Source organism: Nocardia sp., assembly GCF_025465275.1.
Lineage (GTDB): Bacteria > Actinomycetota > Actinomycetes > Mycobacteriales > Mycobacteriaceae > Nocardia.
In genome coordinates this window covers 16,602-32,101 of the sequence record NZ_JAODNK010000007.1, presented here as the reverse complement: position 1 = coordinate 32,101, position 15,500 = coordinate 16,602, and the positions used below count along the sequence as shown (strand labels likewise).

16 protein-coding genes are annotated in these 15,500 nt (G+C 65.2%); 5 read left to right on the top strand and 11 right to left on the bottom strand.

The genetic code is table 11. From position 1 onward, the window contains the following. Positions 1-19: 19 nt before the first annotated feature. The 3 genes from JWN03_RS02405 to JWN03_RS02395 are packed head-to-tail and all read right to left on the bottom strand — an operon-like array spanning position 20 to position 3,120. Positions 20-1,177 (bottom strand): acyl-CoA dehydrogenase family protein, encoded by a 1,158-nt coding sequence (locus JWN03_RS02405; RefSeq protein ID WP_297608986.1) that lies wholly within the window; start codon positions 1,175-1,177, stop codon positions 20-22. 12 nt (positions 1,178-1,189) lie between these two features. Next, on the bottom strand, positions 1,190-1,942 hold the full coding sequence (gene fabG / locus JWN03_RS02400; RefSeq protein WP_297608983.1) for a 3-oxoacyl-ACP reductase FabG: 753 nt from the start codon (positions 1,940-1,942) through the stop codon (positions 1,190-1,192). A 26-nt stretch (positions 1,943-1,968) separates the two neighbouring features. Continuing rightward, positions 1,969-3,120: an acyl-CoA dehydrogenase family protein gene (locus JWN03_RS02395; RefSeq protein WP_297608980.1), complete on the bottom strand. Its 1,152-nt coding sequence runs from the start codon at positions 3,118-3,120 to the stop codon at positions 1,969-1,971. Between the two features lie 140 nt (positions 3,121-3,260). Between JWN03_RS02395 and JWN03_RS02390 the strand changes: the two genes are divergently transcribed. Then, positions 3,261-3,893 carry a TetR/AcrR family transcriptional regulator gene (locus JWN03_RS02390; protein WP_297608977.1) on the top strand — a complete coding sequence of 211 codons (633 nt, stop codon included), beginning with the start codon at positions 3,261-3,263 and terminating at the stop codon, positions 3,891-3,893. Between the two features lie 105 nt (positions 3,894-3,998). On the opposite strand, the gene JWN03_RS02385 is transcribed toward JWN03_RS02390, so the two are convergent. Next, positions 3,999-5,312 carry a lipase family protein gene (locus JWN03_RS02385; RefSeq protein WP_441342924.1) on the bottom strand — a complete coding sequence of 438 codons (1,314 nt, stop codon included), beginning with the start codon at positions 5,310-5,312 and terminating at the stop codon, positions 3,999-4,001. Between the two features lie 202 nt (positions 5,313-5,514). Here JWN03_RS02385 and JWN03_RS02380 point away from each other — a divergent pair, with 202 nt between their 5' ends. Continuing rightward, complete coding sequence (locus JWN03_RS02380) at positions 5,515-6,552, top strand: peptidoglycan recognition protein family protein (protein WP_297608974.1); 1,038 nt, start codon at positions 5,515-5,517, stop codon at positions 6,550-6,552. Positions 6,553-6,569: 17 nt separating this feature from the next. Here JWN03_RS02380 and JWN03_RS02375 read toward each other — a convergent pair whose 3' ends face one another. After that, on the bottom strand, positions 6,570-6,995 hold the full coding sequence (locus JWN03_RS02375; protein WP_297608971.1) for a DUF4442 domain-containing protein: 426 nt from the start codon (positions 6,993-6,995) through the stop codon (positions 6,570-6,572). 301 nt (positions 6,996-7,296) lie between these two features. Here JWN03_RS02375 and JWN03_RS02370 point away from each other — a divergent pair, with 301 nt between their 5' ends. Then, the gene (locus JWN03_RS02370; RefSeq protein ID WP_297608969.1) at positions 7,297-7,854 is read left to right on the top strand and encodes a hypothetical protein; all 558 of its coding nucleotides are present in this window, start codon (positions 7,297-7,299) and stop codon (positions 7,852-7,854) included. 12 nt (positions 7,855-7,866) lie between these two features. On the opposite strand, the gene JWN03_RS02365 is transcribed toward JWN03_RS02370, so the two are convergent. Then, positions 7,867-8,760 (bottom strand): RNA polymerase sigma-70 factor, encoded by an 894-nt coding sequence (locus JWN03_RS02365; RefSeq protein ID WP_297608966.1) that lies wholly within the window; start codon positions 8,758-8,760, stop codon positions 7,867-7,869. Positions 8,761-8,959: 199 nt separating this feature from the next. Between JWN03_RS02365 and JWN03_RS02360 the strand changes: the two genes are divergently transcribed. Further along, positions 8,960-9,337, top strand: a complete 378-nt coding sequence (locus tag JWN03_RS02360; protein WP_297608963.1) for a DoxX family protein — start codon at positions 8,960-8,962, stop codon at positions 9,335-9,337. 18 nt (positions 9,338-9,355) lie between these two features. On the opposite strand, the gene JWN03_RS02355 is transcribed toward JWN03_RS02360, so the two are convergent. Beyond that, positions 9,356-10,072 carry a PP2C family protein-serine/threonine phosphatase gene (locus JWN03_RS02355; RefSeq protein WP_297608961.1) on the bottom strand — a complete coding sequence of 239 codons (717 nt, stop codon included), beginning with the start codon at positions 10,070-10,072 and terminating at the stop codon, positions 9,356-9,358. A 351-nt stretch (positions 10,073-10,423) separates the two neighbouring features. Here JWN03_RS02355 and JWN03_RS02350 point away from each other — a divergent pair, with 351 nt between their 5' ends. Then, the gene (locus tag JWN03_RS02350; RefSeq protein WP_297608958.1) at positions 10,424-10,654 is read left to right on the top strand and encodes a hypothetical protein; all 231 of its coding nucleotides are present in this window, start codon (positions 10,424-10,426) and stop codon (positions 10,652-10,654) included. A 161-nt stretch (positions 10,655-10,815) separates the two neighbouring features. Here the strand turns inward: JWN03_RS02350 and JWN03_RS02345 are convergent, their stop codons facing one another. From JWN03_RS02345 to JWN03_RS02330, 4 genes are all read right to left on the bottom strand, one after another. After that, positions 10,816-12,195, bottom strand: coding sequence for a TIGR03118 family protein (locus tag JWN03_RS02345; RefSeq protein ID WP_366914358.1), 1,380 nt, complete (start codon positions 12,193-12,195; stop codon positions 10,816-10,818). Between the two features lie 106 nt (positions 12,196-12,301). After that, positions 12,302-13,435, bottom strand: a complete 1,134-nt coding sequence (locus tag JWN03_RS02340) for a sulfotransferase family protein (protein WP_297608955.1) — start codon at positions 13,433-13,435, stop codon at positions 12,302-12,304. A gap of 61 nt (positions 13,436-13,496) precedes the next feature. Then, positions 13,497-14,291 (bottom strand): SDR family oxidoreductase, encoded by a 795-nt coding sequence (locus JWN03_RS02335; RefSeq protein ID WP_297608952.1) that lies wholly within the window; start codon positions 14,289-14,291, stop codon positions 13,497-13,499. Continuing rightward, the gene (locus JWN03_RS02330) at positions 14,288-15,487 is read right to left on the bottom strand and encodes a hypothetical protein (RefSeq protein WP_297608950.1); all 1,200 of its coding nucleotides are present in this window, start codon (positions 15,485-15,487) and stop codon (positions 14,288-14,290) included. Before JWN03_RS02330 ends, JWN03_RS02335 begins: the two co-directional genes overlap by 4 nt. Positions 15,488-15,500 lie beyond the last annotated feature (13 nt).

Below are 15,500 nucleotides of genomic sequence, written 5' to 3'. Positions count from 1 at the left end.
GCTGTTCGTAGCGTGTGGCCTACAGGCCCATATCCTTGGCGATGATCATCTTCATGACTTCGCTGGTGCCGCCGTAGATCCGGTTGACACGGTTGTCGGCGTAGAGCCGCGCGATCGGGTACTCGTTGATGAATCCGTAGCCGCCGTGCAACTGCAGGCAGCGGTCGATGACGCGGGCCGCGACCTCGGTGCAGAACAGCTTGGCGGAGGCGGCATCCGCCGGGGTCAGCGTCCCGGCGTCGAGCGCCTCGAGCCCGCGGTCCACCACGGCTTCGGCAGCATCCACTTCGGCCTGACAGGCGGCCAGCTCGAATTTGGTGTTCTGGAAGCTGGCGACCGGCTGCCCGAAGACATTGCGCTGCTGCGTGTATTCCTTGGCGAACTGCACGGCCGCCCGCGCCTGCGCGTACGCGCCGACGGCGATGGAGAGCCGTTCCTGCGGCAGGTTGAGCCCGAGGTAGGAGAAGCCCTTGTTCTCCTCGCCGAGCAGATCCGCCTCGGGCACTTCGACATTCGTGAAGCTGAGTTCGGCGGTGTCGGAGACCTTCAGGCCGAGCTTGTCCAGCTTGCGGCCGACGGTGTAGCCCGGTGATTTGGTGTCCACCATGAACAGCGAGATGCCGTGCCGGCGATCATCGGCGAGGGGTGCGTCGGTGCGGGCGCAGACGATCACCCGGTCGGCGTGCACACCGCCGGTGATGAAGGTCTTGGACCCGTTCAGCACATAGTGCGTGCCGTCCTCGGAAAGCTTTGCGGTGGTCCGCATTCCGGCCAGATCCGACCCGGTGCCGGGCTCGGTCATGGCAATGGCGAACATGGTCTCGCCGCTCACGAAGCCGGGCAGCAGGCGCTCCTTCTGCTCCTGACTGGCCAGCATCTTCAGGTACGGCAGGCACAGGCCCACGTGCACACTGGAGCCACCGAAGGAGACCGCCGCGCGGGCGGCCTCTTCGATGATGACGGCCTGGAACTTGAAGGATTCGATACCGGCGCCACCGAATTCCTCGGGCACCTCGATGCCGAAGATGCCGAGTTCGGCCAGCTGGTAATAGAACTCGCGCGGCGCGATGCCGGCGTCGAACCATTCGTCGTAGACGGGCGCGACTTCGGATTCGATGAAGGCGCGCACCGTCTTGCGGAAGGATTCGTGATCGGCGTCGAAAACTGTTCTCTGCATCGGACTTTCTCTCTAGAGCTTGCGGCCGCCGTCAACATAGATGGTCTGGCCGGTGACGAAGGAGGCGTCCTCGGAGACGAGGAACGAGACCACATTGGCAATGTCCGCGGGCTGCCCGACGCGGCGCAGCGGGGTGACGGCGGCGGCCTGGGTCCGGAATTCCTCGGGATCGACGCCGACCCGGGCCGCGGTGGCATCGGTCATATCGGTGACGATGAAGCCGGGCGCAACGGCATTCACATTGATGCCGTACGGACCGAGTTCGATGGCGAGCGTGCGAGTGAACCCCTGGATGCCCATCTTGGCCGCCGAGTAATTGGCCTGCCCGCGGCTGCCGAGCGCGGACACGCTGGAGGTGTTCACGATCTTGCCGGACTTCTGCTTGACCATGTACCGCTGCGCGGCCCGGCTGCACAGGAACGCGCCGCGCAGGTGCACCGACATGACGGTGTCCCAGTCCTCCACGGACATCTTGAACAGCAGGTTGTCCCGCAGCACGCCGGCATTGTTGATCAGCACGTCGACCGAGCCCAGCTCTGCGGCAACACGTTCGAATGCAGCGTCGACGGAGGCTTCGTCGGTCACATTGCAGGCCACCGCGATTGCCTTGCCGCCGTCGGCGACAATGGCATCGACGGCCGTCTTACAGGCGGCTTCGTCGAGGTCGGCAATGGCGACGGTGAATCCGTCGGCGGCCAGCCGGGCCGCGGTGGCGGCGCCGATCCCGCGGGCGGCGCCGGTGACGAAGGCAACCTTCGAGGTCATGCGAATCTCCTTGTCCGAGAATGTGGTCAGACGATGGCGTTCACGCCGGTGAGGGCGCGGCCGATGAGCAGTTTCTGAATCTGGCTGGTGCCCTCGTACAGCGTGAGCACGCGCGCGTCGCGCAGGTACTTGGCGACCGGGTATTCGTCGATATAGCCGTAGCCACCGAAGACCTGAATGGCATTGTTGGCGGCCTTGACCGCGGCCTCGCTGGCGAACAGCTTGGCCACGGACGCTTCGGTGCCGAACGGCTTGCCGCGCTCCACCAGGTCGGCGACCCGCCAGGCGAGCAGCCGCGCCGCCTCGACCTCGACAGCGATATCGGCGAGCAGCTCCTGCACCAGCTGATACGAGGCGATGGGCTTACCGAACTGCTCGCGCTCCTGAGCGTATTTCACCGAGGCTTCCAGGCAGCCGCGCGCGACGCCGACACAGCCGGCGGCAACACCCATGCGGCCCTTGTCGAGCGCGCCCATGGCGATCTTGAAGCCCTGGTCTTCGTCGCCGAGCCGGGCCGAATCGGGCACCCGCACCTGGTCGAGCACCAGTTCGGCGGTGGCCTGCCCGCGCAGGCCCAGCTTGCCCTTGATCTCTTTCCGGGTGAATCCCGGCGCATCGGTAGGCACCAGGAAGGCGGTGACGCCCCGGGGTCCCGGCCCGCCGGTCCGCGCGAAGAAGATGGCGACATCGGCCCAGGTGCCATTGGTGATGAACATCTTGGTGCCCGACAGCAGCCAATCATCGCCGTCCTGAACGGCTTTGCTGATCAGACTGCCCGCATCCGATCCGGTGCCGGGCTCGGTGAGTGCGAAGCAGCCCAGCGCCTGCCCGGAGCACAAGCGCGGCAACCATTCTCGCCGCTGCGCCTGCGTGCCGTAGGTCTTGATCGATTTGCCGACCAGGCCGAGCGATACCGAGACGATGCCGCGCACCGAACTGTCCCCGCGCCCGAGTTCCTCGAGCAGCAGGCAGTAATCCAATGCGGTGCCGCCGTATCCGCCGTACTCCTCGGGAATCTCGATGCCGAGGAATCCCATATCGCCGAGCTTGCCGACAATGGCGAGGTCCACCGATTCGGCGCGGTCCCAGGCGGCGGCGTAGGGGACAACTTCCTTGTCCACCCAGGCACGGGCCACCTCGCGCAGTGCGCGCTGCGGTTCGTCGAGCTCGAAGTCCATCTGTAATAGCTCCTAACCAAACGTTGTTAGGTTAATGACTCCGAAGTTATCCTAACGGTGTTCGGTTTTTCAAGGATGAAGTGATAACTTCGAGGTCAGCGGGGTGATCCCCGGGGGTCGACAGCAGGGAGGTGTGTCGAATGGCGAGACCGAGGGTGCCGCTATTGAGCCGGGAGCGCATTCGTGACGCCGCCCTGACCCTCATCGACCGCGACGGCCTCGCCGAGCTGTCCATGCGCAAACTCGCCGCCGAACTGGGCGTCCAAGCCGCGTCCCTCTACGGGCACTACCCCACCAAGGACGATGTGCTCGACGACATCGCCGGCGGCATCATGGCCCGCGTGGACACCTCCGCCTTCGACCACGGCGACTGGCAGCACGGCCTCATGTCCTGGGCGCGCTCCTACCGCCACGAGTTGGTCGCCCACCCCAATTTCGTCCCCTACCTCGCCGCCGGCCCCGGCAAACGCGAAGAAAACCTCCGCCACGCCGACGCCGTCCACGGTGGCCTGGTAGGCGCGGGCTGGCCCCCGCGCGACGCCACCATGATCGGCGCCGCCACCCGCTACCTCGTCATGGGCGCCACCATTGGCTCCTTCTCCCGAGGCTTCGTCGACGACGTCCAGGTCTATCGGGACCGCTACCCCCACCTCGAACAGGCCCACCTGCTCCGCGCCCGAGCCGACGAAATCGACTCCGAGAGCTTCGAATTGGCCCTGACCGCCTTCGTCGACGGACTCACCGCCCGCTTTCCGGCTCACAACGCGGAGTAACGACTCCCAGCCCTCTGGCCGCCTAATCGACAGCGGCACAGCCATATCCGGCGCCCACATGCCGATCCCCGATGCGCCACAGCGAATCGGGGATCGGTCTTGCCGTCAAAGTTGCGGTGCGAGTGAGTTTCCCGGCGCGATGGCGCCGCAGCTGGTCGGTGCCGGTTCCCCCGCGAATCGGGCGGTGAGCCAGGCGAGCGCCGTCGGCGTCCACGGAACCATGGAGGGGACATGGCTGAGCAGGTCGTACTGCTGGTACTGGATCGCCGGGTTGCCGGTTGCGCAGTACTGGTTGGCGAGGGCGCGGACGTCACCGGCGAGCATGACGCCGTCACCGTGGCCGATGCCGGGTTTGCTGCCGTCGCTGCCCTCCAGCTCGCCATTGGCGCCCTGGCCGATGAACATGGGGGTGGTCGGCGTGGGTGCGAGACCGAGGTCGATCTTGCGCACCGCCTCCACGAACGGCGGCACGCTGTTGGGATCGGCGTACTCCGGCTTTGCCAGCTGCTGCCAGGTCAATCCGGGGTATTGGAACAGCACATTGGCGATCGAGGCGTTCGACAGTCTGTCGATGATCTGTGCGCCGTAGCTGTTCAGATAGGGCGTGAAGTCGATGTCATAGGAGCGCGCGATGCCGATGATCGCCATGGCCGCGACACCCGACCATCCGATACTGCCGCTGATGTAGGAGAGGTTGCGGGCCGGGTTGACCAGCACACCGCCCTCGGCAGCGCCGACCAGCCGGGCGTCGACATCCGGCGCGTAGCTGGGGGCCAGGGCCGCAGCCCAATTGGTGGCGATCGCTCCACCCGAATATCCGATCAATCCGATCCGGGCGTCCGCGTTCAGGCCGGTCGCCGGCGAGTGGGTCGCCGCGCGGATCGAGTCGAGGGTATTCATGCCGTATTCGGGTCCGGCGGCGAAATCCGCGTGCTCGCCTTCGGTGTCGTCGACGATGACGGCGAACCCCTGCGCGAGGAGCGGGGCGATCAGGGTGGCTTCCATGCTGTTGACCAGGCCGCCGAAGCTCACGTCACCGGCAATGGACCGGGACGGGCTGTCCTCGGGGTTGAGCGAGTCGTAGAAGGACTGGTACGCAACCGCTTTGGCGGGGTCGCCGCCGGGCGGCACCAGGATCGAGGTGACTCCGACGGCCGGCCGGTGTTGCGCGTCGGTCGTGCGGTACAGCAGCTGCACCGCGGTGAGCGGAGTCGCGAACCCGCTCACGTGGTAGGGCAGCGTCCTGGTATCGAGAATGGCGCCCGGCTCGAACGAGGACAGCGGCGTCTCGCCGGTGTACTCGTAGAACGCATCGGACGCCGCATTGGCGTGCGGCGCGAACTCTGCCGTCGAACCGACCGCCAGCGCCAGAGCCGCCACCGCCAGCGCAACAGGAACGCGTCCCAGTATTCTTCTCAACTCCGAGAATCCTCTCAACTGCGGGCACCATGAAAGCGCTGGTCATAGACGGCCGCTCTAACCAGACCCCAAGGTCTGGTTACCCACGGGTAGTTTGAACGTGTTCCCCTTTGTTCGTCAAGATCACCTCGCTGGCCGGTGCCGGTTCCGGACTGGTCCGTCGACTTTCGTAGGATTCATAGGACGAAAGCCGAGGATCGAAGTGACACAGCACAATCAGGTACGCCGCCGCACCCTGTTCACCGGCGCAGCGGCGGTGGCCGCGACAGGATGGCTGGGCGCCCGGACCTTCGCCGACGCCGCCCCGGCCGAGGGAACCGATTGTCACGGTGGCCTTTTCACCGCAGTGCGGCAGCCCGACCAGACCGGAAAACCTGCAGCGGTGCGATTCCGCGTGGCGGGTGCGTGGACCGATCCGGTCTCGGTGCGTCGGACGGCGCACGGCCGCGACGATCGCCCCGGCAAGCTATCGGAGATCATCCCCATTCCGGCGGGCGCCGACAAACTCGATGTCATCTCCGAAAAGGCTTTGGCTCCCAGTGTTTTCGCACCGGTGACCGCCCAACCGTTCCGCAGCGCGGTATCGACCTCGTACGCCTGGGGTTTCCCAGCGGTCACCCGCTCCGGCTGGGGAGCCGATGAATCCCTCATGACCTGGGGCGAACCGGAATACGCACCCGCACAGGTGATCACGGTCCACCACACCCAGATACCCACCGGCCAGGAGTACGACGACTACCGCGACGCGGTCACCGGCGTCTACCGTTTCCACGCCCTTCCCGACCCCGACGGCCAAGGCTGGGGCGACGTCGGCTACCACCTCATGATCGACCCGAACGGCGTGATCTACTCCGCCCGCCACACCGGCGCCGACGACTCCCCCATCTTCAAACCGGGCTCCGACCTGCGCCCCGGCGCCGAAATCATCACCGCCGGCCACGTCCGCGGCGCGAATTCCGGCAATATCGGCATCTGCCTGATCGGCGACTTCACCAGCACCCTCCCCAGCAAACCCGCCCTGCACAGCCTCGACACCGTCCTGACCCGCCTCTGCTCCGCCCTGTCCCTCAACCCCTTCGCCCAGGTGAACTACACCAACCCCACCAGCGGCCTGACCACCACAATCCCGGCTGTCTCCGGCCACCGCGACTGGCAATCGGTCTGCGGCGAAACCACCTGCCCCGGCGACTTCCTACACACCATCCTCCCCCTACTCACCGCCCTCTCCCAGCTCGGCTGACCCCCCAGGCAGGCATTTCAGTTGCGGTGGACGGCCTTTCGGACGTACAGCTGCTGCCGAGCGCGGGCAATCAGGTCGCCGTTCGAGTCGACAATTTCCGCCTCGTGCTCGGTGATCGATTTGGCTCCATCCGCAGTTGCGCGGCGGATGTCGTTCACGAGCGCGCGGGGCATCAGCATCGTCGACCGAACCCTGCCACGGCCCGGAGCGAGGAACTCGATCTCAGCGGTGGTGTTCCACACCCGGTATCCGCTGCCGAGCTGCCCGTAGGCCATCATCCCGAAGAACGGATCGGTCATGGCGAACAGTGACCAACCCGGCGCTGCGCCATTGTGATTGGAGTTCCATCGGCGCACGCGCAAACTCACCCGCGCCGAGGTCCAGTCGTCGGCAAATTGCTCCACCCGTACGCCGAGGAACAGCAGTGGCGGAGCAATATTCATCACCGTCCGCAGTCGGTGTGGTGTCACCAGGCGAGGCGGAAGAGTGCGCCCTGCGAATCCCCTTGATTTGAATCGCATCTCGGCACCGTACCCATCTCGCGGCGGTCGGCCAAGGGACCGGTGTGACCTATTCCGAGGCCGGCGTGGCCTTTTTCAGCCAGGGCGCGCGGTGCGGCGATGCCGCTGCCCCGGTGGCTGGTCCGCGCCTCACGTCCGGCAATCGGCTTCATCTAGTCAATTGTCCACCAGGGCAACGGAAGCGCGCATACCATCGGGAGTTCTTGCACGTGGGAGGGGAAATATGTACCGCTCGACGGTATTCACCGTGTCGCTGCTTGCTGTCGCCGGAGTTACCCTGGCGCCGACGCACGCGGCCGCCGCAGAGGTGAGCACTGCGACGTGCTTCATCGCGGGAAATGAGACGGCGCTACCACCGGGGATCAGCATGGTTCCGTCGCAGCAACACATCCAGGACCGAGGCATGTCGATTACTTGCACCGGCCGATTGGGTGATCGATTGCTCGATCCGAGCAAGGCCGGGGTATGGGATGTCGATGTCACCACCGGCACTCGTCCCGCACTCGGCAGGGCGGGGGGAGACTGCCTCACCGACCGTGGCGACGGCCACGTCACCGTGCACCTTCCGACTGCGGACGGCGGGATGCTGCCGCTCGATGGGCCCGTCACGTATCTCGGTGTCGGTCCGGCGGCCGTCCTCGAAGGTAGCCTCGGGCAGTACCATTTTCGCTCGGTGTCGATGTCGATTCTCGATCCGAGCCATCTCGACGGGAACTGTTTCACCGCGCCGCTTCAGCATTGGATGAGCGCAGGGCCGCTTGTGCTCTTCCAAGGTGACTGAAGTTCGAATTACTCAGCGGCGCAGGGTGGTTTCCTGCTCCATGCGGGACAGCTTGGCGGGGTTGCGGACGGAGTAGAGGCCGGTGATCAAGCCGTCGTCTATGCGGAGGGCCATGACGGTGTCGAGTTCTCCATTGAGGCGGAGGATCAGGGCCGGGTAGCCGTTGACCTGGGTCGGCTCGAAGGATGCCTCGGCAGCGAACCTGCTCCAACCGGCGGACAGCACGCGGGCCACCCGGTCGGCTCCCACGACGGGCTTCGGGAGGGCCTGTTTGACGCCGCCGCCGTCGCCCAGGGCGACAACATCCGGTGCGAGGAGGTCGAGAAGGCTTTGCAGGTCGCCTGTTTCGACCGCCTGCCGGAACGCATCGAGCACACCGCGGGTCTCGGCTTGGGAGACCACTCCGCGCGGGCGGCGTGCGGCGACATGTGCCCTTGCGCGGTGGGCGATTTGGCGGACCGCGGCCGGGCTCTTGTCGACGGCTTCGGCGATCTCGTTGTAATCCAGATCGAACACCTCGCGCAGGACGAACACCGCCCGCTCGGTCGGGGCGAGCGTCTCCAGCACCAAAAGCATTGCCATCGAGACGCTTTCGGCGAGTTCGACATCGTCCGCCACATCGGGTGCGGTCAGCAGCGGTTCGGGCAGCCACTGACCGACGTAGGACTCCCTGCGGCGCCCGAGGGTTCGCAGCCGGGTGAGCGCCTGCCGGGTGGTGATCCGCACCAGATACGCCCGCTGATCCTGCACGATGGCGAGATCGACGCCCGCCCACCGCAGCCACGCCTCCTGTAGCACGTCCTCGGCGTCGGCGGCCGAGCCGAGCATTTCGTAGGCCACGGTGAAGAGCAGATTGCGGTGCGCGACAAATGCTTCGGTAGCCGGGTCCGGCCGGTCCTCACTCATGACCGCGCTCCCGGCATCCGGAATGTGCTGCCCATGAGTGGCTCCTGTCCTCGATTTCGACTACGTCCCACACAAGACGCCGATCCCCCACATTCTGTGACACCAGCCCCGTGTGACGGTCGTCACCCCGCCGAGCTGTCACAGCAGTCAGTCCACCGGCATCTCATGGACAACCCCATCACGTACAAGGAGCAACCCCATGAACCTCACCCTGTGGATCGTCACCGGACTACTGGCCACCGTCTCCCTGGTAGGCGGAATCAGCAAAGCCTTCGTCCCCAAGGAAAAACTCGCCGCAACCCCCGGCGGCGGCTGGACCGAAACCGCCAGCCCCTCCTTCATCAAATCCCTGGGCGTCCTGGAACTCCTCGCCGCCGCCGGCCTGATCCTCCCCGCCGCCCTCGACATCGCCCCGGTCATGGTCCCCATAACCGCCACCTGCTGGGTCCTGCTGATGGTCGGCGCAATAATCACCCATCTCCGCAACGGCGAAGCCAAGTTCACCGCCCTGAACCTCATCTACCTGGCCCTGGCCGCCTTCGTAGCCTGGGGCCGCTTCGGCCCCCACCACTTCTGACCCGACCGGATGCCGAATTCAATCGACACGAATCACGATGACGCTGGCGTTGTCGCTTCCACCCGCCCTATGGCAGGCAGCCAGCAGCTCGCCGACCACGGACTGTGGCTTGGTATCGCGACCGAGGAAAGTCCGCAGCTCGTTGTAGCCGATCTGATCGGATACGCCGTCGGTGCACATCAGGTATCGGTCGCCCGGTCTCATCGTCACGCTGAGCACATCCGGTTCCGGTGCGCCCCCATGCCCGACGTACCGGGTCAATTGATACCGCGCCGCCCCGGCCTCCGCCGAGTCGAACGGATACCAGCCGTGCACGGCCCCCAGCCACGCCATTGTATGGTCGGTCGTCAACAGCTCGAGCAACCCGCCCCGTAACCGGTATACCCGAGAGTCACCGATCTGCACCAGCCAAAAGCCCTGCGGCGCAGCGACTATGGCAGTCAGCGTGCACCCGGCCAGAATCCGCAATTCGTGTCCGATCCGAATCACCCGGTCCTGAGCCGCCGCCACGGCAGCACGCAGCACCTCCGGCCCGACTTCCGGCGCACGCACCACACAGTCGACAAAGATATCCACCGCGTTCCGCCCCGCGGCCGCACTACCCGCACCATCTCCCATACCGTCGGCCAGCACCGCCAGCAGCGGCCGCTCCCGCAGATAGGTGACATCGAAGTTCGCCGAATAGTGTTTACCGACATCGCTACCCACCGCGACGTCGATCAGGTGACTGCCCACCGGCGAATTCTGGCATACCGACTCAGCCAGATAACCCTCAGACCCAAACCCGACCGTGGTTCGGCATTTTCGGGTATCGATTACTCGGATTTACGTTTCCTTTTCGCATTTCGGCGCCTTCAATACGAAAGTCATACGGAATAGGCCCATTCGGAAAAATAAGTCATCCCATCGCATGATGAATCGCTTTACTTGGACCATCGGATGGCCTTACTGTCATATTGCTGTGAATGACAGCCCGGCCCGCGAGCAGTGCTCGTCCGATGCCGCCGGTATGCGATGAAAGCGCTTGTGGCGCACCAGCTCAGCACCTATGGGCCACTTTGCCGTGGCTGGAACAGGAGAAATTCGGTGAATGGGAAGATTCTCGACTGCGCGGTTGTCGCGGCGGTCGTGGTCACCTTCTTTGCTTTCGCGATCTTCCACCCCGGAGTCGGGAACCTACTCGTGGGCTGGCTCGGCGCTGTCGCCCTCGGCTACTACAGCGTGTACGTACGCCACGACCCCGAACTCGTGAACGCGACCAGAGGCGGAGAACGCGCCCTGGATCATTCGACCACTCTGCGTCCAGCCTGGCGCTGACCCGCACGGCTCGAACCGCCGTGTCGTGCGCACGTTTTCGCCGGGCGCACATCGATTCGCCGGCGATTTCGTGCGCGGCAGACCAGCTTGTGCGCGGCAACTCAGGGCTGACACGAAGGCCCCGAGCCGGAATCGACTCGGGGCCTTCGTCATACGGGGGATTACTTCAAGCGGAGCGTGCCGAACAAGCCGTCGGTCTCGTCCTTCGGCCCAGCGGTGAAGTACAGCGCGTCGGTGTCGCCGAGGCTTTCACCATTGCCGAAGAGCAGGCCCCAGAGGCCGTCGATGGCGATGGGCTTGCCGTCGGCATCACGGGCGTAGTCCTGGAACTTGCCCGTGGAATCGTCGAAGGCGAGCAGGTGGCCGGCGCCGCCGAAGTTGCCTACCAGCAGCTTGCCGGAGAGGGGGCCGAAGCCCTGGGGCGCGAGGGTGACGCCCCAGGGGGCGTTGAAGCGGCCGCCGTCGTCGAGGGTGCGGACGAGCTTGCCGCTCGCGTCGAACTCGGCAACCTTGCCCTTTTCGGGCTTGCCCTTGGCAGAGGCTTCCTGATCCTTGTCGAGCTTGTTCTCTTCGCCCTTGTAGATCTTGGTGGCATCCTTCTCGTCGGCCTGCGTGATGGCGTAGGTGACGAAGATGCGGTTGCCGATGGTGGCGACATTGAACGGCGCGGGATCGCCGATCTTGACCTTCTTGCCCTTGCTCGCGTCGGCCGCGTCGACGGCGTCACCGGTGGCGAAGGGATTGGCGAAACCGGTGGTGGACACCAGCTTCCAGTCCTTGTCGAAGGTGCGAACCTGCGGGTCGGAGCCGAAGTCGGCGGCGATCAGCTTGGTGCCGTCGGGGCTCAGGGAAATGCCCTTGAAGCTCATTCCCTGTGCGGTGCCGTCGAATTCGAGTACGGCCGGGCCGTCGTGCCGCACGACCGCGCCGGGCGTGGCGCCCTGTTCGGTCCAGCCGGAGATCTTGCCGGAGTCGGTGGCGAAGATGAATCGCGCCGAGCCGGTGAGCTTTTCGTCCTTGCCGTCGTAACTGACCGGTTGATCGTGCACGGCGAAGATATCGGAGGTGATGGGCGCCGGATTGAAGATGACGCCGGTGGTCTTGCCCTCACTGTCGTCGTCATCGCCGACCACGGCATCCGCGCCCGGAATCGTGACGACCTTCAGCGGATCCTGGAACATCTTCTGGTACTTGGCATCCGGCGACTTGGTGACGTCACCGACGAACTGGAAGGACTTGCCGCCCGCGCCGACCCAGAAGTGGCCGCCCGCGCCCTTGGGCCGATCGGCAATGCCCCAGGCATTCACCATGTCCGGGTAGGTGAACTGCGCCTTGTAGGAGTCCTTGTTGGCAGCCAGATTGATCTGTGTGTAGTGGTTGCCGTCCAGCGACTTCACATCTGTCGCGTCCGGCTCCGACTTCGAGCAAGCGGCAGCGAGCAGCAGCGCCGCACCGACTGCGGTGATGCGCATCAGGTTCTTGCGCATCGGTGCGGCGTGACGGGTGCGCGTGTGCGCAGAGCCGTCCCAGCGTCCGTTCATTTCCCTCGTCCTTCCAGTCCACACCACGTGGTTCCGCAGTTAGGCGACGCTAACCATAGACCGTTTAGGTGATGCTAACCATATCTGGAAGGACTCCGGCGATCCGTCAGGCTTCGAATGCGGCCCTGACCTGGTCTTCGGTCAGCCCGTAATCGGCCAGCGAGTAGCGGTGCACCGGCTTGCGGTCACCGCTCTTGCTCTCCTCGTCGAGCGAATCCATCGAGGCGCGCGCCGGATCGGAGAACTCCAGCCCGAAGGAGGTGTAGATCTTCTCCACGGTCCCCATCGGATCGGCCCGCAGCTCGTCGAATTCGATATCGATGAACTGCTTCGGGTTGTAGCGCGCCCGCGCGGCGGTGAACTCGCGCAGCCCGCGCGACCACAGCTCCAGCTGCGTCTCACCGATCTTGTCGCCGACGAAGGTGGTGGACCAGCCCGCCGCCGCCTGATCGGAGAGGCTGCACGACGAGCCGACAATCGTCACCGGATCACGATGGGTCTGGATGATGAGCGCATCCGGGTACACGGCCATGAGCGCGTCCAGCGCGAACAGATGGCTCGGATTCTTGAGCACCCAGCGCCGGCTGTCACCGAGCCCGATGAGCTGCAGGTTCTTCTTGTGCCGCGTGTAGGAGTCGGTCCAGTCCTGCTTGCGCAGCCACTGCGAATAGGTCGGCAGATAGGCCAGCGACTCGTAGGCGATGGATTTGCCCGTCTGCCGCAGCAGCTGCCAGCACTCCTCCACATCGGCGGCGCTCATGTAGTGCACGCCCATGAATTCCGGATTCTCGATGCGATGCTGCGCGAATCCGGCGTCGATGCGCTGGTAGATGGGATTGTCGGCCCAGGTGTCGCGCGGCGGCCGCGGCTGCGGGAAGTCCGCCAGCCACATCTCCAGCGCCTGATGCCCCGGATCGGCGGCCAGCAGCCGATGCAGTGCGGTGGTGCCGGTGCGCGGCAGCCCGGTCACGAAAATCGGCCTGGCGACCGGGGTTTCGGCATAACCGGGATTGGCCTTCCAGGAGGCCTCGCTCAGTGCCCGGGCGACGAGTGCCCCGCGCAGGAAGTAGCGGCTCATCTTGGAGCCGAGCTCGGTGAGCCCGGCATCGCGCTGGTACGACTCCAACAGGACGCTCAGGCCCTCCAGGTAGTCGTCCGAGCCGAAATCTTCGAGGCCGCAGACCCGGGTGGCCGAGGCGTGCAGATCCTCGACGGTGCCGACGGAGGTGCGTGCGCTCATAGGTAGAACTCCTTCTGGAGCCGGGAGCCCCTGTCGCGCAGGGACTCCCGGTCGTTCGTATTCAGACGTGGTACTCGCCGCAGTTGACATCGAGGGTCTGGCCGGTAATGGCATTGGCCCACGGCGAGGCAAGGAAGACGACGGCCTGGGCGATCTCATCGGGCAGCGGCAGCCGCTTGAGATCGGACTTGGAGGCGGTCTGCTGGTACACCTGTTCCTGCGTGATCCCGTACTTCTTGGCGATCTCGCCGAAGTACCACTTCAGCTGTTCGGTCCAAATGTAGCCGGGGGCAACGGTATTGACGCGAATACCCTTCTCCCCCAGCTCGGTCGCCAGCGTCTGCGACATGGCCAGCAGCGCCGATTTGGCGACCTTGTAGCTGCCGTAGCGGGGCTCGGAGTGCCGCAGCACCGCCGAATTGATCATGACGACATTGCCCTTGGTCTCGGTGAGGACCTCGGTGAACGCCTGCGTCATCCGCAGCCCGCCGAGCACCGTGAGTTCGATGCTGTCGCGAATCTGCTGGAAGTCGGTGCGCGCCAACGGCTTCATGGACGGCACCGAGAAGGCGTTGTTCACCAGCACATCAACCTTGCCGAAGGTGTCCACACTGCGGGCGAGCAGGTTCTGCACCTGCTCGTCATCGGTGATATCGGTCGGCACGCAGAGCGCCTCACCGCCCTCGGCCTCGATCTCGGCCGCGACTTCCTTCAGCTTGGATTCGGTGCGCGCCGCGAGGACCACCTTCGCGCCGGCCGCAGCGGCCTCCAGGCAGATGGACCGGCCGAGGCCCGGTCCGACGCCGCTCATCACGACGACCTTGTCGTCGAGCAGTCCTGTCTTCAGTCGGCTCATCCCAGCATCCTCTCTGCGAAAGCCCGCTGACGAGTGGCGATTCGATCACGCCAGCCCGCCTCGTCGATCTGATTGTGCGCGAAGTGCGGCAGTTGTTCGGCCACCTTGTCGAAGGGCACCAGTTCGATGGTGGGGCCCTGCTCCGGAGTGATCGGCCCCGAGACCCGCTGCCAGCGGAACTGCAGAATGCCGAGCCGACGGCCCGTGGTCTCGATCCAGTTGGCGACCCCGGGATTGCGCGCGGAGACCACCATCCGGATCAAGCCGTCCGGATCGACCTGCGCCTGAGCATGATTGAGGCTGGTCTGGTGGTTGGAGTAGTCCAGCGAGATGTACCAGCGGCTGCCGAGCTGGAAACCCTGGTACGGCGCATCGGATTTCGGCACGGTGATGATGAGCGCCTGATCGTCCTCGAGCTCGTAGTGCCCCACCGAGGAGTACTGCGTGCTCAAACCACCTGGCGTGAGCCGGGGTTCGGTCAAGGTATTGACCGGCAGGTTCAGGTAGAACCACTTGGGGAAGTTGAACCAGGTGTTCACCCGGGTCAGCAGCATGCGGCCCGCCGCGCGATACCGCTTGCGCAATGCCGTCACATCGGCTTCGGCGGGCGCGGTGCCGATGGTATCGACGCGCTCGATCCGAATGCTGCCCTTGCGCTCATTCGCCCAGTCGCTGTAGACCTCTCGCACCGCGAGCATGGACGCGCCCTCGCCGAGCACGAAGTAGTTCGGCCCCGGATTCTCCTTGGGCGGCCCGAACCGTAGCTGATAGCTGCCGTCCTCGGCGATCTCGAGCCGCCGGTCGTCGAAGGCATCGTCACCATTGGGCACATCGGTGGCGGTGTAATCACCCTTGAGCACCTGAAAACTCAGGTCGGCTGTATTGCCACGCACACCGGTGAGCAGGTATTCGCCGTCCGACTCGACGGTGGCGTGGTAGTACAGCGTGTCCGGATTATCCAGGCCCATCTTGGTATACGGCCCGGTGGAGGTCACGAAGTACGGGTGCGATTTGCCGTGTGCCCGCGAAAGCTGCAGTACCGCGGCAATACTGCCCTGCAGATAGTCGTAGCCCTCGGCGAGATCGTGCTCGTCACGGATGAATTCCGCTGCTGCGATGAGCTTCTCGGCCTCCGCGACCGCAGCCAGGAAAGGCTCGGTCAGCGGTAGTTCGGCCTGGTCGTTAGTGGGTTCCATCAGGCGTCAGCAC

Coding starts and splice junctions, on each gene's coding strand:
- JWN03_RS02405 (WP_297608986.1), bottom strand. CDS start 1,177: ATGCAGAGAACAGTTTTCGACGCCGATCACGAATCCTTCCGCAAGACG.
- fabG (WP_297608983.1), bottom strand. CDS start 1,942: ATGACCTCGAAGGTTGCCTTCGTCACCGGCGCCGCCCGCGGGATCGGC.
- JWN03_RS02395 (WP_297608980.1), bottom strand. CDS start 3,120: ATGGACTTCGAGCTCGACGAACCGCAGCGCGCACTGCGCGAGGTGGCC.
- JWN03_RS02390 (WP_297608977.1), top strand. CDS start 3,261: ATGGCGAGACCGAGGGTGCCGCTATTGAGCCGGGAGCGCATTCGTGAC.
- JWN03_RS02375 (WP_297608971.1), bottom strand. CDS start 6,995: ATGAATATTGCTCCGCCACTGCTGTTCCTCGGCGTACGGGTGGAGCAA.
- JWN03_RS02370 (WP_297608969.1), top strand. CDS start 7,297: ATGTACCGCTCGACGGTATTCACCGTGTCGCTGCTTGCTGTCGCCGGA.
- JWN03_RS02365 (WP_297608966.1), bottom strand. CDS start 8,760: ATGAGTGAGGACCGGCCGGACCCGGCTACCGAAGCATTTGTCGCGCAC.
- JWN03_RS02360 (WP_297608963.1), top strand. CDS start 8,960: ATGAACCTCACCCTGTGGATCGTCACCGGACTACTGGCCACCGTCTCC.
- JWN03_RS02345 (WP_366914358.1), bottom strand. CDS start 12,195: ATGAACGGACGCTGGGACGGCTCTGCGCACACGCGCACCCGTCACGCC.
- JWN03_RS02340 (WP_297608955.1), bottom strand. CDS start 13,435: ATGAGCGCACGCACCTCCGTCGGCACCGTCGAGGATCTGCACGCCTCG.
- JWN03_RS02335 (WP_297608952.1), bottom strand. CDS start 14,291: ATGAGCCGACTGAAGACAGGACTGCTCGACGACAAGGTCGTCGTGATG.
- JWN03_RS02330 (WP_297608950.1), bottom strand. CDS start 15,487: ATGGAACCCACTAACGACCAGGCCGAACTACCGCTGACCGAGCCTTTC.